Annotated in this window: 20 protein-coding genes; 1 reads left to right on the forward strand and 19 read right to left on the reverse strand. The window is 40.8% G+C overall.

Annotated features, from left to right (window positions below; genetic code table 11):
* Positions 1-8: 8 nt before the first annotated feature.
* From ADI74_RS03690 to pbp2b, 12 genes are all read right to left on the reverse strand, one after another.
* Complete coding sequence (locus tag ADI74_RS03690) at positions 9-800, reverse strand: RNA-binding protein (RefSeq protein WP_049537090.1); 792 nt, start codon at positions 798-800, stop codon at positions 9-11.
* On the reverse strand, positions 797-1057 hold the full coding sequence (locus ADI74_RS03695) for a YggT family protein (RefSeq protein WP_000576501.1): 261 nt from the start codon (positions 1055-1057) through the stop codon (positions 797-799). Before ADI74_RS03695 ends, ADI74_RS03690 begins: the two co-directional genes overlap by 4 nt.
* A complete protein-coding gene (locus ADI74_RS03700; RefSeq protein WP_049537092.1) occupies positions 1057-1587 on the reverse strand; it encodes a cell division protein SepF in 531 nt (176 codons plus the stop codon). Before ADI74_RS03700 ends, ADI74_RS03695 begins: the two co-directional genes overlap by 1 nt.
* A gap of 9 nt (positions 1588-1596) precedes the next feature.
* On the reverse strand, positions 1597-2268 hold the full coding sequence (locus ADI74_RS03705) for a YggS family pyridoxal phosphate-dependent enzyme (RefSeq protein WP_049537094.1): 672 nt from the start codon (positions 2266-2268) through the stop codon (positions 1597-1599).
* Between the two features lie 3 nt (positions 2269-2271).
* Complete coding sequence (gene ftsZ / locus ADI74_RS03710) at positions 2272-3528, reverse strand: cell division protein FtsZ (protein ID WP_000144251.1); 1257 nt, start codon at positions 3526-3528, stop codon at positions 2272-2274.
* Positions 3529-3544: 16 nt separating this feature from the next.
* The gene (ftsA, locus tag ADI74_RS03715; RefSeq protein WP_049537096.1) at positions 3545-4915 is read right to left on the reverse strand and encodes a cell division protein FtsA; all 1371 of its coding nucleotides are present in this window, start codon (positions 4913-4915) and stop codon (positions 3545-3547) included.
* A gap of 217 nt (positions 4916-5132) precedes the next feature.
* Positions 5133-5837: a TIGR02206 family membrane protein gene (locus ADI74_RS03720; RefSeq protein ID WP_049537098.1), complete on the reverse strand. Its 705-nt coding sequence runs from the start codon at positions 5835-5837 to the stop codon at positions 5133-5135.
* A gap of 88 nt (positions 5838-5925) precedes the next feature.
* Complete coding sequence (locus tag ADI74_RS03725) at positions 5926-6537, reverse strand: NUDIX hydrolase N-terminal domain-containing protein (protein ID WP_049537099.1); 612 nt, start codon at positions 6535-6537, stop codon at positions 5926-5928.
* Complete coding sequence (locus ADI74_RS03730) at positions 6524-7897, reverse strand: UDP-N-acetylmuramoyl-tripeptide--D-alanyl-D-alanine ligase (RefSeq protein WP_049537100.1); 1374 nt, start codon at positions 7895-7897, stop codon at positions 6524-6526. Before ADI74_RS03730 ends, ADI74_RS03725 begins: the two co-directional genes overlap by 14 nt.
* 84 nt (positions 7898-7981) lie before the next feature.
* Positions 7982-9025, reverse strand: coding sequence for a D-alanine--D-alanine ligase (locus tag ADI74_RS03735; protein WP_049537102.1), 1044 nt, complete (start codon positions 9023-9025; stop codon positions 7982-7984).
* A gap of 175 nt (positions 9026-9200) precedes the next feature.
* Positions 9201-9797 carry a recombination mediator RecR gene (gene recR / locus ADI74_RS03740; protein WP_000966754.1) on the reverse strand — a complete coding sequence of 199 codons (597 nt, stop codon included), beginning with the start codon at positions 9795-9797 and terminating at the stop codon, positions 9201-9203.
* Between the two features lie 10 nt (positions 9798-9807).
* The gene (pbp2b, locus tag ADI74_RS03745) at positions 9808-11850 is read right to left on the reverse strand and encodes a penicillin-binding protein PBP2B (RefSeq protein ID WP_049537104.1); all 2043 of its coding nucleotides are present in this window, start codon (positions 11848-11850) and stop codon (positions 9808-9810) included.
* A gap of 255 nt (positions 11851-12105) precedes the next feature.
* Between pbp2b and ADI74_RS03750 the strand changes: the two genes are divergently transcribed.
* The gene (locus ADI74_RS03750; RefSeq protein ID WP_049537105.1) at positions 12106-12957 is read left to right on the forward strand and encodes a MurR/RpiR family transcriptional regulator; all 852 of its coding nucleotides are present in this window, start codon (positions 12106-12108) and stop codon (positions 12955-12957) included.
* 288 nt (positions 12958-13245) lie between these two features.
* On the opposite strand, the gene ADI74_RS03755 is transcribed toward ADI74_RS03750, so the two are convergent.
* The 7 genes from ADI74_RS03755 to ADI74_RS03785 form a co-directional block, all read right to left on the reverse strand.
* The gene (locus ADI74_RS03755) at positions 13246-14010 is read right to left on the reverse strand and encodes a class I SAM-dependent methyltransferase (RefSeq protein ID WP_049478458.1); all 765 of its coding nucleotides are present in this window, start codon (positions 14008-14010) and stop codon (positions 13246-13248) included.
* Between the two features lie 328 nt (positions 14011-14338).
* On the reverse strand, positions 14339-15223 hold the full coding sequence (locus ADI74_RS03760; RefSeq protein ID WP_049537107.1) for an ROK family protein: 885 nt from the start codon (positions 15221-15223) through the stop codon (positions 14339-14341).
* A 17-nt stretch (positions 15224-15240) separates the two neighbouring features.
* Positions 15241-16158 carry a dihydrodipicolinate synthase family protein gene (locus tag ADI74_RS03765; RefSeq protein ID WP_033630084.1) on the reverse strand — a complete coding sequence of 306 codons (918 nt, stop codon included), beginning with the start codon at positions 16156-16158 and terminating at the stop codon, positions 15241-15243.
* A 170-nt stretch (positions 16159-16328) separates the two neighbouring features.
* The gene (locus ADI74_RS03770; RefSeq protein ID WP_044020393.1) at positions 16329-16973 is read right to left on the reverse strand and encodes a YesL family protein; all 645 of its coding nucleotides are present in this window, start codon (positions 16971-16973) and stop codon (positions 16329-16331) included.
* 20 nt (positions 16974-16993) lie between these two features.
* A complete protein-coding gene (locus tag ADI74_RS03775; protein ID WP_049537109.1) occupies positions 16994-17446 on the reverse strand; it encodes a YhcH/YjgK/YiaL family protein in 453 nt (150 codons plus the stop codon).
* A 490-nt stretch (positions 17447-17936) separates the two neighbouring features.
* On the reverse strand, positions 17937-18776 hold the full coding sequence (locus ADI74_RS03780) for a carbohydrate ABC transporter permease (RefSeq protein WP_001192118.1): 840 nt from the start codon (positions 18774-18776) through the stop codon (positions 17937-17939).
* 15 nt (positions 18777-18791) lie between these two features.
* Positions 18792-19658 (reverse strand): carbohydrate ABC transporter permease, encoded by an 867-nt coding sequence (locus tag ADI74_RS03785; RefSeq protein ID WP_001209416.1) that lies wholly within the window; start codon positions 19656-19658, stop codon positions 18792-18794.
* Between the last annotated feature and the right edge of the window lie 154 nt (positions 19659-19812).

A 19812-nucleotide genomic window follows, 5' to 3' on the forward strand; every position in this document is an offset into this window, starting at 1 on the left:
ACTTTTCCTCACTTACTTAATAATAATTGAATGCTTAATTTTATCTTGTCTCTTTTTGTCTGACCATTGTCTTTGACAACTTTCAAACGACCAAACTTTCTCACACTGATCAAATCTCCAACTGCGACCTGGTAATCAGATTTTTCAACAACATGATAATTTACCTGGACAGATTTTTTCTCAATCAGTTGGCTAGTTTGATTTCTAGATAATTTCAAGGCACTTGATAAGAGGGCATCCAATCGAAAACTCGAAACTAAAATTTCTCGTTCTCTATAATCAATTTTAGACAAAATCCTATCGGTAAAAGGACGTTCCTCCAGCGATACAGGAAGTCTGCCAATCTTTCTTATTCCATCCTGAAAAAGAGGAATGAAATCGCGATTGACAAAAATCTGTGCTCTCTTTTCATCTACCAAGATATCACCAAATAATTTACGGTCAATTCCTAGCTGATTGATGATTGTTCCCAATATTTTTCCATGACTCAGTTGTTCAAACTTACTCGGATAGCAAATCTCTAACAAGGTTATTTCAAAATCTGATATCTCCGGTTCAAAGTAATCTGGATAGAGAAGAACACGAACCGACTCAGTCGGAAAAAAATCACCGCTACTTTGACAACCCAGTCCATATGTCCCAGCTAGCACCCTCAAGATCTGTTCCTGATGGGGATTGATAAAAGGGCTAAGCACCGGTGCATAGGTATCTTCTACCCGCTTGATCCACTCCAATCCCTTATCAATAAAAGGAATATCTTCATGGGAAAAGTGCTGATAAATGGCTCGATTTGCTGTCATAGTAATAGGACTAGTCGTGTTAAGAGATTTCCAACAAACTGGATTAGAATAAGCGCAGCCCAAACAGTAAAATCAAGCCCCGCAAATTGCAAATTGAGCTTACGAAGAGGCTCGATAACTGGACGAGCAAGTCTGATGACTAAGCGTCCTAGCTGGCTTTCATAGGCATTTGGAAACCATGAAAGAAGAGCAAATGCAACGAGAATGATCGAGTAAATGCTAACTGCATTTTGGATTAAACGGATTAAGAAAATCATTATTTTGCTCTATTTCGTTTAATATCAAAACCAAACTCGGCGCTTTGTGATTCATCTGGAAGTTTGATATCTTCAATATTCACAATAACATTAACAGGAGTCAATAGATACATTGTGCTCGCAACTTTTTTCATATTTCCAGCCAAGACATGACGAGCTCCATCCAAGTAATCAAGGCAACGACGGGCTTGTACTTCTGTCATATATTGGAAATCGATCAAGATACTTTCATTTCCAGCCAACAAATCAACAATCTCAGTTGCATCTTCATACTTTCTTGGATAGCGAACGTCGATTGTCACTTTCTCATCAGAACGATGGCTTTGCATTGCCAATTCTTGTTGACGAGCATGTAAGCGAGTAATGTTTGCATCTTTTGCTGATCCTGACTGAGCAGGTGCTGGTAATTCCTTAGAAGTTGAGACGGCTGGACGAACTGTTTCCTCTTGTTGAGGCTGGTAGTTAGTTGTTTCCTCTCCATCTTCTGTGAAATAATCTATAAATTTATCGAATTTATCTTTTAAAGACATAGCTCTCTCCTATTTAAAAAATGCTGTACCGATTCGAACAAAGGTTGAGCCGAACTCAATGGCTTCTTTGAAATCACGACTCATTCCCATGCTGAGTTCTGTCATCGGCATATTAGGGATTTGTTTTTCTCTAATTTCTGCCTGCAGAGCTTGTGTTTCTTTGAAAATTTCTTTCAATTTCTCACTATCTGCCTCAAAAGGAGCCATGGTCATTAAACCAACATACTCAATCTGATCTAACTTAGCCAATTCTGGCAAAAGTTCTAGCAATTCTTCTTTTGAAAACCCATGCTTGCTTTCTTCCCCAGAAATATTGACCTGCAAGAAACACTTGATAACCTGGTCTCTTCTCTTTTGAATTTCCTGAGCCAATTTTAGGGAGTCTAAAGCATGAAAGTAATCCACATATGGGATTACTTCTTTTACTTTCCGTCTTTGTAGTGTTCCTATTAAATGCCAAGTGACTGGATAATCTTTCAAGGCCTGATATTTTTCTAAGAATTTATCAACTCGATTTTCACCTATATGACGGACACCAAGCGGAAGCAAGGCTTCCGCTGTTTGTATGTCTACATATTTTGTCACTGCAATAACTGAAACAGCATCTAAAGCACGGTTTGCTTCTAGACTAGCATCAGCAATCTGCTGAAATACTAATTCAGTATTTTTTTTCAAATTCATTGATTAACGATTTTTGAAGAATGGTGGAGTATCCAACTCATCTTCATCCTGTGAAACTGGTGTCTCAAAACGTTCTACCGGAGAAACTACTGAATCTGTTTGGCGAACAATTGATTCACGACGCAAATCCCAGTCCCCAAAAGCAGACGCTTGGTTCGTTTCAAAACGACGTGGACTTGATTTAGGCAATTCTGCTGTTTCTTCCAAATCGAATTGACGGTCAAAAGTATGAGACTGTGGAGTTTTAGCTGATGGACGGCCTGTTGTGTATGGCGCATGAGAACCAACTACTTTTTCCACTCGATCTTGACGAACACCTGTAGCCACAACGGTTACACGGATTTCATCCTTCATGCTTTCGTCGATTGATGTTCCAAGCCAGATGTTCACTCCTTGACCAGCTGCTTGGTTGACGATTTCTGAAGCTTCTTCCGCTTCAATCAATGTCAAGTCAAGACCACCCGTAACGTTGACGATGACATCTTCAGCACCATCAATAGTTGTTTCAAGAAGTGGTGAGTAAATCGCTTTACGAGCTGCTTCAACGACACGCTCTTCACCACTACCGATACCGATACCCATAAGGGCATTCCCTTTGTTGGCCATTACAGTTTTCACGTCAGCAAAGTCAAGGTTAATCAATCCTGGGTTCGTGATCAAGTCAGTAATCCCTTGAACACCTTGACGAAGAACGTTATCTGCTTCACTAAGTGCTTCAAGAAGTGGTGTTTTCTTGTCAACAATCTCTAGCAAGTTGTTGTTTGAGATAATCAATAGAGTATCAACATGCTCGCGAAGTTCGTTGATTCCTTCTACAGCGTACTGGCCACGTTTGCTTCCTTCAAATCCAAAAGGACGTGTCACGACACCAACTGTAAGAGCACCAAGATCTTTAGCGATACGTGCGATCACTGGGGCAGCACCTGTTCCAGATCCTCCACCCATACCAGCAGTGATGAAGACCATGTCTGCACCGCTGATTGCTTCAGTCAGAGCTTCTTCGCTTTCTTCTGCAGCCTTACGTCCAACTTCTGGACGACCTCCAGCACCCAAACCACGAGTCAATTTTGGACCAAGTTGGATAACTGTTTCTGCTTTCGTACTACTAAGGGCTTGTACATCAGTGTTGGCTGCGATAAATTCTACACCAGCAACACCTTCGTCAACCATGCGGTTGATGGCATTACCACCACCGCCACCGACACCAATTACTTTAATAATTGCGCCTTGAGCTGCTGCTGTATCAAATGAAAATGTCATAATTTCTTATCCTCTTTTATTCATCAAACATGCTTCCGATCAAACCACGGAAACGTTCTGTTAGCTTCGGTTTACTTTGAGAACTTGCTTGGAATTCTTCCTTAGGAGCAACTGGAACTTCCGTCACAGTTTCAGCAGGAGCTGCTTGTGCAGGACTTGGTTGCACTACTGGATTCAAACGTTGATTTGGAATGCCAAAGTTGATTGGTTTTTGACGAAGGAATTCATCTCCTTTAACCGCTTTTTGAGCAAGAAGATTCACTTCTGTCAATTTACCAGCAAACTCAGACAAACTAATCACATGAGCAAATGCAGGGTTGCGAATTCCCACTTGGTTTGGTACGTGAAGTTTTACTCGAACACCAAATACTTCTTGGGCCAATTCAACAATTCCTGGCAAAATTGCATTTCCACCGATAAGGACGATACCACCTGGCAAATCTAACAAGTGTCTTCTTTCCAACTCTTGTTTGATTTGGTCAAAGATATGTTTGATGCGTGCTGAAATAATTTCTGCCAAGTAGCTTTCTGTCACTTCAACAGGTTCTACCTCACCGATTACTTCAACTTGGAATGTTTCATTACTTGCTAGTGGAACATAAGCTTCACCGTAGTTTAGTTTCAAACTTTCAGCAATTTTTTGAGATGTTTTTAAGACTTTAGAAATGTCTTTTGTAACGTAATCTCCACCTTCTTGGTAGATGTTGGTGAATTGCAATTCTTGGTTACGGATAGTGGCTACAGTAGTTTGACCTCCACCCATATCGATGACAGTCGCACCAAATTCACGTTCACCTTCATTGAGAACTGAATTGACGATTGCCAAAGGTGAAATAATCACATTATCAACATGGATACCCACACGCTCCACTGTCTTACGGAGATTGTGTAGAATTGTACGAGGTCCTGTGTAAAGCAGACCACGCATTTCCAAGCGAACACCCATCATACCACGAGGGTCACGAATTCCTTGGAAACCATCCACGATGAATTCTTCTGGAATAAAGGTAATCACTTCACGATCAGGAGTCATGCTCTTAGTCAAAGCTGATTTGACAACATTTTCAACATCTTGGTCTGTGATTTCTTTAGTATCTGAAGTTACAGGAATCATTCCTTGTGTTGGTTCAACCTGCAAGAGGTTTGCTGGAAGTCCAACGTTAACAGACTTAATAGAAATACCAGCTTTCTCTTCTGCCTGTGTGATTGCAGATTTGATTGCTGAAGCAGCTGCTTCAATATCAACAATAATTCCGTCTTTTACACCTTTACTTTTGGCATTGCTAACACCAATTACGTTTACTTCGCCATCTCTATGCTCAGCTACTAGCACTTTAATTGAGCTAGTTCCGATATCCAAGCCTGTAAAAAAACCATCTCTAGTCATTACATCGCATCCTCTCTGTCTTCCAAGTTTCTCACTTCTATTTAATAACTATACTTGGGCATAGCTATTCACAGAATATTATAACACAAAAAATCTTATCGTGCTTAGATTTTGATATATTTCCTAGTCATTTTTTCACTTTTTATTTCAATTTTTTTATCTTAACAGCCTTACTTTAAAAAAAGTATCGGTTTTTTTAAAAAAAGAAAGCTTAAAATTAAGCTTTCTTCACAAGTATTTTTTCTGCTTTCTGCTCTAAAAAAGCTTCTAATACTTTCTTTGTCAAACTAATAGCTGTAGCTAACACCAGCGACACAATCAGGTAATTGGCCACTAAGCCATGATCACCAACCAATGGTGGCTTTGTCAAGAATCCATAATCTCCTCCAGTCACTAAATTAACCACAAAAATCAAAGCATTTAGTGAGAAGGTTAATAAAGCAATCCTCTTAACATCCAATAATTGAGAATCATAGTGTCTAAATAAATAAACCAAAGAATTTCCTAGAAGAGCTAGGTGACCAAAAATGAAAGATAGGATGGCTATGTGGGGAAAAGGATAGGCATCTGGTACTGGATAAACAAAAGCCGCTAGCGTTCCAAAGATTCCAAGTAGAGAAAAATATTGCTTGTACATTGACTTACCAGGAAGTAATAGCACTACAAACATCGCCATACGACAATGATAAAATGGTAAACTTTCTGACAGAGGCATGTGATTTCCCCAGTACCAACTGTAGAGAAGGATCAACTGGACTGCTTGCAAAATTTGGAAAAAACGTTGATAGCCTTTTTTGTCGTAATAGCGATAAGAAGCGTAGAAGGTCAAAGCTAATAACGTAAATAAACTTACATACCAGACAAGATCAAATTGGGGTGGTTCTGTCGCTTGCGTAGTAAAGAAAATATCCCATAAATTCATTTAATATTCCTCATCATTTCAAAATCTTCTCACATATTATACCATGTCAATCGAAAAAAATGAATTCAGAAATACGATAATAATCTTCTCAGTCAAGATATTGGTCTCTTTGTCCTTTATAAACTTTCCAAAGAATCTCCATTTGGTCCTTGGTGATGCGTTTTTCAGATAAGACTGGCAATTGGTCAATGGCAAAAAATTGAAGCTCAGCAATTTCTTGATTCTCTTGAAATTGTCCATCAAGAAGTTGGCATTCAAAGACAAACTTTGCATATTGTTTGCTCTGTAGTTGGAAACGATTAGTGTCAAAAACTGCAAGTAACCTTTCAGCTTTTGCTTTAAAACCAGTTTCTTCTTCAATTTCTTTAAGAATATTTTCGGTTGGAGAATATCCGACTTCACCAAAACCACCTGGCAAAGCCCAACTATCCTCCCCTTTTCCTCTAACTAAACAGACTTTTTCATCCTCAACAATCCAAGCACGGACGTCCATCAGAGGAGTTGCATAAGCGGAAGTTGGTTTCAAGACTTCTGCAACTTCTTCTGCATCGAGGTCTGATACCTGATTCAACATTTCAGATAACAGACTTCGCAAGTCCTCGTAGCGCTCACGGTCGAAAGGATCTTTTGTAAAGGTTAATCCAGTATCCGTAATGGCTAGCATTCTTTGCAGATACTTGGTAAAATCACTTGCATTCATTTTCTAAACTTTCTACCAACTTGGCTAGATTCATGGAGTTAGAGCCTTTGAGCAAAATTTGGTCATTGGCACCGAGGTTTTCCTTGACCTGCTTTATCATAGACTCAAATTGATCTTCGTCAGCTGTTTTTTTGAAGTAATAAACGTGGCCGATTGGGAACATTTGACTAGCCAGCTGGCTTAATTCCGCAATGTCTTCTCCGTAGAAAATAACGGTATCCAGCACATCTGGCGATAGGCTCAAAATCATCTGATTATGGAGTTGGACAGACTGGTCGCCGAGTTCCTTCATGTCTGCTAGAACAGCAATTTTCTTGCCTCCTTCGTTGGCTGGAATGGCAGAGAATGTCTCCAAAATCAACTTCATAGCAGTTGGATTGGCATTGTATACGTCAGACAGAATATCTGCTCCATTGGCTGCTTTCTTCCACTCAGTACGATTACGGGTCAATTCCAGATTTTGGAAGGCCTGACGAATCTGTTCCTCTGAAACTCCTTCTTGTAGAGCCACATAAGCAGCAATCATAGCATTGGTGGCATTGTACTTACCTGTCACTGGCAAATCGAGGGCTTGCTCCAAGAAATTGGCCTTAAAGGTCAGACTATCCTTGCGCTCAATCAAGTCTGTGATTTCCAGCTCTGCTCCTTGCCCAAAACGGACCACCTTTTTATCAGTTGGCAAGTAGTCCTCTAAAATCGAGTCGGCTGGTGCCAAAAGCAAAGAACCTGGTGCCATACCGTCTGCAATTTGCAATTTTCCTTTAGCAATCTCTGAACGGTCTTTGAAAAAGGCCAAATGAGCCTCTCCAACCAAGGTCACGATGGCTGTCTTGGGGTGAGCCAATTCAGACAAGAGATGAATATCTCCCAAGTGATCCTGCCCCATCTCCAAGACCAACTTTTCAGTATCATCAGGTATATGAAGAACTGTATAAGAAAGTCCGATCTCGTTATTGTAGTTCCCTTGTGTTTTGTAAGTCTTGTAGGTTGTTGACAGTAAATGCGCCAGCATATCCTTGGTCGTCGTCTTACCATTTGAACCTGTGACAGCAAAGACATCAACCGCTGTTTTTTCAAGATAGTAGGCAGCTAGGGTTTGAAAGGCAGTCAAGACGTCGTCTACTAGAATGTAGGGATGATTTGCAACCTCTTTCTCAGTCAAGGTTACTACTGCACCATTTTCAAAAGCTGTTCCGATAAAGTCATGACCGTCACGCGCACCTTTAAGTGGCACAAACAAATCACCTGATCCAATCAAACGACTGTCAAACTCAGCTTTTTCTAACTGAACGTCCGCAAAAAGACTAACATCATTTTTAGCTCCAACAGCTTGTGCCACTTCATGGATTGTTAATTTCATTTCTACTCCTTTAAAAAGGGTTGAAGTCCGAGAACTCTAGTCACCATGCAGTGATAGTTCTGGCTTCTACCCTCTCTTTCATTTTTATAGCAAATGCGCTTCACGCTTGTCAAAACTTTGCTTAGCAAGGTCAACCAAATGCTCGATTAGTTCTGGGTAGCTGATTCCCATATTGTCCCAAAGTAGTGGGTACATAGACCACTGGGTAAAACCTGGCATGGTATTGAGCTCGTTTAGAAAAATCTCGCCCTTATCTGTATAGAAGAAATCACAACGAGACAAACCGAGGCCACCGATTGCACGGAAGGCAGTTTCTGCATTTCGACGCATGATAGCTACCACATCATCACTAATCTTGGCTGGGATGTCCATGGTAATCTTGTTATCGATATATTTGGCATCATAGTCATAAAAGGCAACATCCTTGACCACTTCACCAGGAAGCGTGCTCTTGACATCGTAGTTGCCCAAGAGACCAACCTCGATTTCACGAGCATTCACCCCTTGCTCTACTAAGACACGGCTGTCATATTGAAAGGCAAGCTCCAAAGCTTGGCGTAGTTCCTCATGGTTTTCAGACTTAGAAATACCGACACTTGAACCCATGTTTGACGGCTTCGTGAAGACTGGATAAGTCAATTTTTCTTCAACTTCAGCGATTTTAGCAGTCACATCATCACCTTCGACGATGGCCACATAAGGTACTTGGGCAATCCCGGCAGACTCCAAGACACGCTTGGTCGTGATTTTATCCATGGCAAGACTAGATGACAAAATGTTGCAACCAACGTAAGGCATTTTCAAAACTTCAAGGAATCCTTGAACAGAGCCATCTTCTCCCATCGGACCGTGAAGAACTGGAAAGACAACTGCCCCTTCTTCGTAAATGGCACTTGGTACAACTTTCTTATCCCAATCAATGGTCGCATTGGTCATGAGACGGTCCTCTTGACCTGGAGTCTGACTAAATTCCTGCGTTTTGATAAAGTCACCTGACTGACTGATAAAGAAAGTCTTAACTGTGAAACGGTCGTAGTTAACCGCACGCATGACACTCTCAGCTGAAAGGACAGAGACTTCACGTTCCGCACTCCGTCCACCATATAAAAGAATAATCGTTTGTTTCATATTATTTGTCCTAATTCTACTAGAATACTCGCTCTTTAGTATATCATATTTGCTTGTTTTTTTAAAACTTGAACCTGATCCTACTCATCACACTATACAAAAAGAGGCCGATATGAACGATTTTCAGCCTCCTTAATTTTTTATAAATGAATGGAGTTCGTAAATTTGTCTACACTTACAACTCTGTTCGATTTTCAATAGCCCGTAAGAGGGTCACTTCGTCCGCATACTCGATATCTGCTCCCACAGCAAGGCCTCGTGCCAGGCGCGTAACCTTGATCCCAGCTGGCTTGAGTAAACGGGAAAGATACATGGAAGTCGCTTCCCCATCTGCTGTGGCATTAGTCGCCACAATCACTTCTGAAACTTCACTATCCATCAGACGAGTCATAAGACTCTTGAGATTGATATCATCTGGACTGATACCATTCATCGGAGAAATGAGCCCGTGCAAGACATGATAGAGTCCGTGGTATTCTTGGATATTTTCCATGGCTGCCACATCCCGACTATCCTCTAGCACCAAAATCGTTGTCTGGTCACGAGTCGGATCGGTACAGATAGAGCAAGGATCATCATCAGTCAATCGACCACAAATTGAACAGTAGGTCAATTCTCTCTTAGCAGAAAGGAGATTTTTTGCAAATTCATTGACATCATCATCAGACATCCCAATCGTATAAAAGGCCAGACGCGTAGCCGTCTTAATCCCGATACCTGGTAACTTAGAATAACTGTCAATCAGCTTGGCAATGGGTGTTGGATAAAGCATAAATTCCTTTCTAGTTCATTGGATGGTATTTTTGATACAGATTGATAATGTCACGCGCAATGGAAGGTCCTACACCATTTGTTAGATTGGTATTATGAGGAAAGACCACTGCAACAGCGATTTGGGGATTATCAGATGGGGCATAGGCCACCGCATTGGTATTGGTTGCTTGCTGACCATCTGCCACATAGCTTTCGGCTGTACCCGTTTTTCCGCTAATGGATACCAAGGCACCATTTGAAAAGGCACGTCCAGTTGTCAATCCGCTAGTCCCATGAGCAACCTGATAAAAACCTTGGTGCAAGACACTCATATCGGAGTCGGATATATTGACCTTATTCATCTCTGTCGGTTGCAGTTGCTGAATCAAGTCGCCTAAGCCTCCCTTATCATTATTGCCATAAATGCCTTCCACAATACGAGGAGCCACACGAACACCATCATTTGCAATAGTTGCCACATACTGAGCCAATTGCATTGGGGTATAGTTATCAAACTGCCCAAAGGCATTGGTAATGAAATTGGCAAAGTTATACTCTTTGGGAATAAATCCAGTAGATTCATCTGGTAGGTCAATCCCAGTCGCAGACCCCAAGCCATATTCGCCAAAGGTTGAACGCAGTTTTCCCATAGCAGACTCTAGATTGCTGGTGCCGACAAACATATTTGGTTGATAGGTTTGCCCCATAAGACCTAAGGCTGTTTGAACCATATAAGCATTTGATGAATACTCTAGAGCCTGAACTGCCGTAATCGGCATTGGCACAGAAAAGGCAGGATACCAAGAATTAATTGGAGCTGAACCTTGAAAGACAATGGACTGGTCTGTCAAGGTCTGGTTTCCTGACAAGACTCCATTTTCCCAACCAGAGCTGATGGTCGCCGCCTTAACAACAGATCCTGGCACAAAGACGTTGGTTATCGTTCCAAGCGAATCTGAACTTAATTTCCCGGATTCGACATCATGCTTGACTCCTGACATCGCCAGAACTGCACCGGTTTTAGGATTGAGGGCTACAGCGTAGACTCCTTCAGAATATTTGGCTCCACCGTTACCCAACTCTGAGTTGAAGTAGCTCTTGAGTAGGTCATCCACACTATTCTGGAAAGCTAGATCAATCGTCAACTTGATATTGTTCCCTTTGCTTCCTTCCTCGACATTTTCTACACTTTCCATGTTTCCATGTTTGTCGAGATGGATTTCTTTGACGGAGCGTTTGCCTTGAAGGACATCTTCATATTGCTTTTCAAGATAGGAAGTTCCCACTCGGTCATTGAGAGAGTATCCTTTCTTGAGATAAGCGTCGACTTCCTCGGCTGGAAGACCTGACTTTTCACTGGAAACACTACCAACGATAGACGATAAAGAAGTGTCCAGTACTTTTCGGTCCCATGAGGTTGAAATGCTAATGCCCGGTAATTCCTTGGACGCAGAAGCTACAAGTGCAACTTGCGTATCATCCAAGGCATCTGTTGAAATGGTTCCAGTTGCGAAATTTCCAACTGCATTGAGCTGACTAAAGAGATAGATTTCCTTTTTCTGATCATCCGTATAGTTAAGCTGACTCACATTGATACTTTCAACCGCGTTATTGTAGAGGGTCGCTTCTGATAAGCGATTGCCATCTGAATCCAGGCGTTTGTCACTTGGAAGGGCCTCGACTGTCTTCTTGTAGATTTCTTGGTCAGCTAAGTAATAGTCCGCAATCTGACGGTCTGTGAGTTCAGGGGAAGTGACATTCACATACGTCAGCAGTTTTTTAGCCGTCTCCTTTAACTCTGCTGCCGTCATCTTATTGTTTCGTGTGAAAGAAACAACTTGCTTTAGTGCGTTTTCTACCAAGGGTTTCCCTGCCGCATCATAGATCTGTCCACGAGCCGAACTGGTTGTCACCCTAGTCTGGCTGGCTGATGCCAACTTTGCTTCATAGAAGTCTTTATTCAGTACCTGCATGTATAACAATCGACCAATAATGGCCATAAAGAGCAGAATGACAATCGCAAACAGTAAATTAAGCCGAATCGGAATCGAATGGCTATTAAATTTTCTCATACAACTAAGACTCTTTTCTAGAAAAATTTCTGGTTTTTACCCTTATTTCCCCTAAAATAATAGAGCAAACAGGTGAAGCTCAGTACTTTTCATTGTACCATATTTTATGGAGAAACTCTTGGAAAAGTCTATCTCTTTTTTGAGATTTCATCCAAAACGCATTTTTATTTTGTTATCCAACCTTCTATGATATAATGATAGTAATAGTTAGGGAAGCGTCAACTTTTAAGAGTTTGACTCATGAAAAGGAGCCTCATGAATAAGCCAGATATCGCAACCATAATCGACCTCCATTTTGAAGAATTAACTGAGCTCGAGCAAGAAATCGCTCGCTATTTTTTGCAGTCTGATACGATCCAAGATGATCTTTCTTCTCAGCAAGTTACCCAAAAATTACATATCTCCCAAGCAGCTCTGACTCGCTTTGCCAAAAAGTGTGGTTTTACAGGCTACCGAGAATTTGTTTTTCAATACCAACACCAGGCTAGTAAACAGGACATCCATTCACACAAACACAGTCCCTTGACCAAACGAGTTCTTCGAAGCTACAGCATCATGCGGGAACAAACGCAGGATTTGATTGATGAAGCGCAGCTTGAACGAGTTGCCCAGCTAATCGATGACGCTGAACGAGTTTACTTCTTTGGGACGGGAAGTTCTGGTCTGATAGCCCGTGAAATGAAACTCCGTTTTATGCGATTAGGTGTGGTCTGTGAAGCTTTGACCGACCAGGATGGCTTTGCTTGGACGACCAGTATCATGGATGAAAACTGTTTGGTGCTTGGCTTTTCTCTATCAGGAACTACTCAATCCGTCCTCGATAGTTTGTTGGATGCCAAGGAAATGGGGGCCAAGACCATTCTCTTTACCAGCGCTCCAAACAAAAATAGTCAGGCCTATACCGAAACAGTCCTTGTCGCAAGTCATAGTCAATCTTCTTACATCCAGCGTATTTCCGCTCAACTCCCTATGCTCATTTTAATAGATTTGATTTATGCCTACTTTTTAGAAATCAATCGCGAGAGCAAGGAAAAAATCTTTAACAGCTATTGGGAAAATAAAAAACTCAACGGCTATCGTAGACAAAAACGTGTTAGAAAATCCTAGTTTGGTTGAACCAAACTAGGATTGTTTTGTTTTAATACTCTTCGAAAATCTCTTCAAACCACGTCAGCTTCACCTTGCCGTAGGTATAGGTAACTGACTTCGTCAGTCTTATCTACAACCTCAAAGCTGTGCTTTGAGCAACCTACGGCTAGCTTCCCTACTTTGCTCTTTGGTTTTCATTGAGTATAAAATGATAATAGGCACCCAACATCCCTGCGTTATTTTGGGTATGGGAAATTCTAATCGTAAAATAAAACGAGCTATTCTTCAGAAGTACGTTCTATAATATCATAGTTTAATGCAGAGTGTAGCGATGTAGTCATTTCCAAAACGTGACAATCGATGTCTTTTGTCACACGATTCATAAAAATCGATCATAGCGAGACCGTTTTTTAGTTGTCCTCTAATCTGACTTTCTAAGGTATGACTAAATTCATATCCATATTCTGGATTGATGGTGATTTTACCTTCCTCTTCAAGGTCTCTTGAATTAAAAGGTAGTGCAAACTTTAAAAGTAATTCCTCATCGGGTTTGTTCCATACAGTGTCAGCATCATACATGTATATCCAAGGATTCATAAATCCGACCATTAACAAACCGCCCTTTTTCAATACTCGAGAGGCTTCTTTATACATGTTTTCTAAATCTTCTATATATACATTTGAAACCGGATTAAAAACAATATCAAAAGTTTCATCTTCAAATGGAAATGCTTTTGTCATATCGCCTTGAACGGTATTGATTTTTAAGCCTTCTCGTTTTGCAACCATTTCATCTCTTTCTAATTGTGATTTAGAAAAATCCATGATGGTGACATCATAACCTTTTGCAGCAAAAACGGGACCCTGCTGTCCACCACCACAAGCTAAACCTAATATCTTTTTTCCCTTGGCTTTTTCAAACCATTCTGTCGGAACTTTTTTCCCCACAGTTAAGGCGACAGAAATTGGATGCTTTCTAACTTCTTCTAATTCTTCCTGTGTCAATGGCTCAGTATAGTCATTTTTTACATTATTCCATCTATCTTCATTTAATTTTATATAATTACTCATCTTACAATCTCCTCGTAATTTTATAGTATTTCGATTTAAGTTGGATGTGTTGCCACACTTCTCTCACCTCTAGAAATTTTAATTTGTTAATTTTTCGTCCATCTCATTATATCATTTTTCCACATTTTCTCATTTACTCAAACTAAACACTAGTTGAATTTGATGATAGAATTGCTCTCGCTTCAACCTTTCATACAAGATGCTTATTTTCTCCTAGTTTCTCACGATTACCTCCTTTGGCTTAAATTTTTCAATAAAAAAAGAATTAAGCAAAACAGTTTTCACTCAAGTAGTGATTCAGTGTTTTTCTTAATTCTATAGCTCCAAACTAGGATTGTTTTGTTTTGAAATGATAATAGGCTCCCAACATCCCTGCTGTGTTTTGGTGATGGGCAAATTCTAATCGTGTTTTTTCAGCTAGACTTGGTACCAAGGCCGCCTTCAAGGCTGTGCGGATCTTTGGTTTGAGGATAGCCTCTTGCCCCATGATACCGCCACCGAGAATGACCACTTCTGGATTGGCAACGTAGCAAATATTTGCCAGACCTTTTCCTAAATAGTCTACCATGCGGTCAATCCCAGCCATACAGATCTTGTTTCCTTCAGTAGCTTCCTTGAAAATACGTCGGCCATTCCACTGATCAACTGAATCTCCATGAGCTGTTGCTACATGCTCAACCAAGGCTGTCGTAGAAGCAAGATCCTGAAAAGCTCCATCCTGCATGTGCATGTAACCGACTTCGCAGGCCGAATTGCTAAATCCATGGAAGACTTTCCCATCCATAATCAAGCAACCACCGATACCGGTTCCAATGGTCAAGCAAAGTGTGACACTCGCTCCCTTGCCTGAACCAGATACTGCCTCAGCCAGACCTGCACAGTTGACATCATTTTCAATCTCACAAGGGATATTAAAGCTCGTCTCAATTTCCTTCTTGAACTGGGTTCCTGCATAGTTGGGAATCTGAGGACCAGCATAGAAAATCTTACCCTTATCAGGATCCACCATTCCTGCAGAAGAAATGGCAACACCTGCTACTGGGCCTTTTTCTAAATAGCTGGCTACGATATCTTTTGTCTTTTGTAAGATATGAGGTCCACCCTTATGCGCCTCGGTTGGCATTTCATGCGATTCAACAAGTTGGCCTTCTTGGTCAATCAAACCATATTTGATGTTGGTTCCACCGATATCAATTGCAACGTAGTGTGTCATAAATACCTCCTTATGGATTAGAGGAAGCGCTCCTTGGTTTCACGAATCAATTGTGCTGCTGCTTCTACAACTGGGCGATCTTCTTCGGTTACTGGCGTCAATGGCGAACGAACTGAACCAATGTTCAAGCCTTCATTGATCTTCAAGACTTCCTTAATCACACCGTACATATTTCCATGTGCAGAAGTCAATTTACCAATGATTGCATTGATAGCGTATTGCAATTCACGCGCTGTTTCCAAGTCTTTCTCAGCAATCAACTCATTGAGTTTCAAGAAGAGTTCTGGCATCGCACCATAAGTACCACCGATACCAGCTTTAGCACCCATGAGGCGTCCACCTAGGAACTGTTCATCTGGACCATTAAAGACGATGTGGTCTTCTCCACCAAGGCTGACAAAGGTTTGGATATCTTGAACTGGCATAGAAGAGTTCTTAACACCGATAACACGAGGATTCTTCAACATTTCAGTGTAGAGACTTGGAGTCAAAGCAACACCTGCCAATTGAGGAATGTTATAAATCACGTAATCTGTGTTTGGAGCTGCAGCACTGATATCGTTCCAGTATTTGGCAACTGAGTATTCTGGCAAGCGGAAGTAAATCGGTGGAATTGTTGCAATGGCATCTACACCCAAGCTTTCCGCGTGGCGAGCAAGTTCCATACTGTCTTTGGTATTGTTGCAAGCTACGTGAGCGATGATAGTCAATTTGCCCTTGGCAACTGCCATGACTTCTTCCAAAATCAATTTACGATCTGCCACACTTTGGTAGATACATTCACCAGAAGAACCATTGACATAGAGACCTTGAACACCTTTATCAATGAAGTATTGGACCAAGGCGCGCGTACGCTCTGGACTGACTTCTCCTTGATCATCATAACATGCGTAGAAGGCTGGAATGACACCTTCGTATTTTTTCAAATCTGACATAGATTTTCTCCTAAGATTTCTTTTTTTCTGCTGAGAGCAGTTCTATTTTTACAAGTTTAGTATACACCTTGTGAAAATCGCTTTCAATATCTTGTATACACTTAGATTTTAGTTTCTACTTGTATTTTAGAAACTGTAACGATTGAAAGTAGTTTCAGAAACAAGTCATCCTACTGGTATTTGGCGAAAATTTTCTCCATCAATCCTGCTTGGAGAAAGACCAGCAAACCAAAACCAAAGAGGATAAAAGCTGACCCACCCAAAAGGAGAGTGAAGGCGGACAGATAGAGAACCATCACTATGAGAAAGAGAATGGCTAACATGAGGAAGAACCATGGAAAGTTAAAACTTGCCAAGATAAGCCCTTTTTGCAGCACTTCTTTCCATGACAAATCATAGCGCGCAGCGATGGGATAACTAGCTAGCATCACCAGAGTGAGGAAGATGAGAATCCCCAAACAAATTGCTTTCACAATCTGGAAAGGCAAAGCTGTCTGGCCCCAGAAGAGATAGAGATCTAAAAGGCTTAATGACACAATGCCCAACTCTAGCAAACCTAACTGAAGCCCCAGTTTCAGATTTTGCTTGAAAGCTCTTAGATAGGTTCTGAAAACTGGAACTCGTCTGCTTCTCTTAATCTCAAACATGGTTTCATAGAGGCTGATTTTCGCCACTCCAATCGTCACAATGGGCAAACAAGAGACGACAAAAAGAAGATTGACTGTCACGATATCCAAGACCTTCTCACTGAAACGCATGAGAAAATTATCTGTATCAAATGCTGCCTTGATAAGGCTTACTCCTTTTTGTGCCATGTTTGCTCCTCCTGATTCTTTTAATCAATCAAAATTTTAAAGAGATATTTGCGAACCTTCTCTTCCATACCTGCATAGCCATTTGGCTGATGCGGTTCTCCTGGGAAGAAAATCGCAAAATTGTGATAGCCCAACAAGAGTGGGTATTTTTCATGACAATGGACAAAGCCAATGTCACTCGCTTCGTCGAATGCTACTGCCTCATCTTTGATACGTGAACCGTAGCTCGAATATTCATGTCCTTCTACCAGCAAATGCAAGTCTGCATAGTTCTTATGGTGCTCAAATTGATCATTTTCAGCTTGATTAAGGACATTTTCCTGAACAACTAGAAAGACCTTATCCCCGTCAATCTCATACTTACCGAGTTCAAAAGAATCCTTACGGTGCTGATAGAGATAGTCGATAGCCTTGTCTAGATTGTGATGGATTCCCTTGTAAAAGGCGATGTTTTTCAAATCGTCAAAAATCATACTGTTTCCTTCGTTTCTGATAGTTACTAGTTTTCAGTTCCGAATGTTTCTTTTTCTATTTCCCTGTAACAGTGCGGACGGAAGCAAATTCCTTCGGAATTTCATTCCTAATTTTTGAGCCTTTCACTCCTTCATCGTCAGTCTCAAAAATTCCGTCTAAGATAAGCGTTAATTGCTTATCTTAGATACCACTAAAGCGGGAAATAGTTACCATAAAACGAACCTACTCTAACTAGTATCATGAAAAGAGTTCATTCTTAAGTTGATAAGTGTCTGACAAAACTTCACGAAGTAACTGCATACTCTCCATTTTGTAGACACTTATGAAACTATATTTCTCTTAGTCTATAACATATTCTTCTGAATTTTGATAGACAGTTTTTCCTATACTCAATGAAAATCGAAGAACAAACTAGAAAGCTAACCGCAAACAATACTTAAGTATGGCAAGGTGATACTGACGTAGTTTGACTTCGATTTTTGCAGAGTATTATCCTTTAACAGCTCCCATAGTGATACCCTGAGTGAAGGATTTTTGGAAGACAAGGAAGACGGTTACGATTGGTACGGCTGCAAGAGCTGCACCCGCCATGATTAAACCATAGTTGGTTGCCATTTCGGCCTGCATGGTCGCAACCCCGAGTGAGATGGTCAAGTTTTGACGTGAAGTCAACATAACCAACTGCATGAAGTAGTCGTTCCAAGTATTGATGAAGGTAAAGATTGCAAGGGCTGCAAATCCTGGCTTCACAATAGGGAAGGCTACGCTCCAGAAAGTACGAATTTCACCACAACCGTCGATTTTAGCTGATTCAAGCAATTCTGTTGGAATATTTTCACTGAACTGTTTCATGAGGAAGACCCCGAATGGCCATCCAATCAAAGGCAGGATAACTGCCCAAAGAGTATCGTGAATTCCCATGAAGTTGACGATACGTACCAATGGTACAAGGACAACTTGTTTTGGAAGAGCCATGGCAGCGATAAAGACTGCAAAGAGAATGCGCTGACCATAGAAACGTTTTTTAGCCAAGACATAACCTGCTAGAGAAGAGGTCGCACAAACCAAGAACATAGTTACCAATGAAATAAATACAGAGTTCCACATCCACTGCATGGCAGGGTTTTGCACCATGAGTTGTTGGAAGTTTTCCATTGTTGGAGCTTTAGGGAACCATTGTGGTGGAATCATAATGGTATCCGGTTGTGATTTGAAGGCCCCTGTCAAAATCCAGTAGAATGGAAAGATGAACAGCACGGTCAACAAGAGCAAGATAATCGTTGAAATAACAGTGAAAGCTGTTAAGGGTTTCTTTTGTGTAGATTGCATAGCTGTCTCCTTTCTTTAGTATTCTACGTCGTTTCCAAGTACTTTAAATTGAACAAAACTTACGATCGCAATCATAATTGCCAAGAAGACACCGATAGTGTTTGCATAGCCGTATTCTGTCAATTGGAAGGCTTTTTCGTAAAGATAGTACATCAAGGTACTTGTTGAGTAGTTTGGACCACCAGATGTCAAGAGCTGAATCAAGGCAAAACATTGGAATGAGTTGATAGTCGTAATGATTGCGATGTAAAGTGTTGTTGGAAGAAGGCTAGGCCATTTGATCTTCCAGAAGACTTGAAATTCAGTCGCACCATCAACACGCGCTGCTTCAACTAGTGAGTTATCAATATTTCCCATGGCAGCGATATAAAGGATAATCGGTTGCCCAACAGATGTTGTCAAAAGGATAATCATAATCGCTAGCAATGCCCAGTTTTTATCTCCCAGCCAAGAAATGTTTTGGCTGATGATATGACTTGATTTAAGGACAAAGTTTAAAATCCCTGATAGTGGGTCATAGATCCATTTCCATACAACTGTTACGGCAACACTACCTGTTACAACCGGTAGGAAGAAGACGAAACGGTAGAAAGAACGGGCAATGGCATTTTGATGATAGGTTTGAGATGCTACAAAGAGCGAGAAGAGAACTACAATCGGAACAGATCCAATAACCAGGATAACGGTATTGATCAAAGACTTGGTAAAGACAGGATCTTTAAACATACGAATGTAGTTGTCCAAGCCTACAAACTCAAATTTCGTCATGGAGTAGTTAAAGAAACTTGTAATGAATCCCATAATCATAGGAGCCAAGACAAAGATCACAAAGAAGAATAATACTGGTGCTAGGAAAGCATAGGAAATCACTGTTTCCCGCATGCGAATTTTATTGACTTTCACAGTCGGCACCTCTCTTTCAAATAGAATATTTTTTGATTTTCTTAAACTGTTTTAAAATCAAAATGAAATTTTTTAAGATTCGCTTATGTAAGAACTTCATTTTAATTTCGTGACAGTTCCTACCATTTCAAAC

This window comes from Streptococcus pseudopneumoniae (assembly GCF_001074565.1).
GTDB classification, from domain to species: domain Bacteria; phylum Bacillota; class Bacilli; order Lactobacillales; family Streptococcaceae; genus Streptococcus; species Streptococcus pseudopneumoniae_J.

Bases quoted from the DNA above. Each gene is read 5' to 3' on its own strand.
- ADI74_RS03785 (WP_001209416.1), bottom strand. From the start codon at position 19,658: ATGCGGGAAACAGTGATTTCCTATGCTTTCCTAGCACCAGTATTATTC.
- ADI74_RS03765 (WP_033630084.1), bottom strand. From the start codon at position 16,158: ATGTCAGATTTGAAAAAATACGAAGGTGTCATTCCAGCCTTCTACGCA.
- recR (WP_000966754.1), bottom strand. From the start codon at position 9,797: ATGCTTTATCCAACACCCATTGCCAAGCTGATTGACAGTTATTCTAAG.
- ADI74_RS03695 (WP_000576501.1), bottom strand. From the start codon at position 1,057: ATGATTTTCTTAATCCGTTTAATCCAAAATGCAGTTAGCATTTACTCG.
- ADI74_RS03690 (WP_049537090.1), bottom strand. From the start codon at position 800: ATGACAGCAAATCGAGCCATTTATCAGCACTTTTCCCATGAAGATATT.
- ADI74_RS03775 (WP_049537109.1), bottom strand. From the start codon at position 17,446: ATGATTTTTGACGATTTGAAAAACATCGCCTTTTACAAGGGAATCCAT.
- ADI74_RS03735 (WP_049537102.1), bottom strand. From the start codon at position 9,025: ATGAAACAAACGATTATTCTTTTATATGGTGGACGGAGTGCGGAACGT.
- ADI74_RS03750 (WP_049537105.1), top strand. From the start codon at position 12,106: ATGAATAAGCCAGATATCGCAACCATAATCGACCTCCATTTTGAAGAA.
- pbp2b (WP_049537104.1), bottom strand. From the start codon at position 11,850: ATGAGAAAATTTAATAGCCATTCGATTCCGATTCGGCTTAATTTACTG.
- ADI74_RS03725 (WP_049537099.1), bottom strand. From the start codon at position 6,537: ATGAATGCAAGTGATTTTACCAAGTATCTGCAAAGAATGCTAGCCATT.
- ADI74_RS03780 (WP_001192118.1), bottom strand. From the start codon at position 18,776: ATGCAATCTACACAAAAGAAACCCTTAACAGCTTTCACTGTTATTTCA.
- ADI74_RS03770 (WP_044020393.1), bottom strand. From the start codon at position 16,973: ATGGCACAAAAAGGAGTAAGCCTTATCAAGGCAGCATTTGATACAGAT.
- ftsZ (WP_000144251.1), bottom strand. From the start codon at position 3,528: ATGACATTTTCATTTGATACAGCAGCAGCTCAAGGCGCAATTATTAAA.
- ADI74_RS03730 (WP_049537100.1), bottom strand. From the start codon at position 7,897: ATGAAATTAACAATCCATGAAGTGGCACAAGCTGTTGGAGCTAAAAAT.
- ftsA (WP_049537096.1), bottom strand. From the start codon at position 4,915: ATGACTAGAGATGGTTTTTTTACAGGCTTGGATATCGGAACTAGCTCA.
- ADI74_RS03700 (WP_049537092.1), bottom strand. From the start codon at position 1,587: ATGTCTTTAAAAGATAAATTCGATAAATTTATAGATTATTTCACAGAA.
- ADI74_RS03720 (WP_049537098.1), bottom strand. From the start codon at position 5,837: ATGAATTTATGGGATATTTTCTTTACTACGCAAGCGACAGAACCACCC.
- ADI74_RS03760 (WP_049537107.1), bottom strand. From the start codon at position 15,223: ATGACACACTACGTTGCAATTGATATCGGTGGAACCAACATCAAATAT.
- ADI74_RS03755 (WP_049478458.1), bottom strand. From the start codon at position 14,010: ATGAGTAATTATATAAAATTAAATGAAGATAGATGGAATAATGTAAAA.
- ADI74_RS03705 (WP_049537094.1), bottom strand. From the start codon at position 2,268: ATGAATTTGAAAAAAAATACTGAATTAGTATTTCAGCAGATTGCTGAT.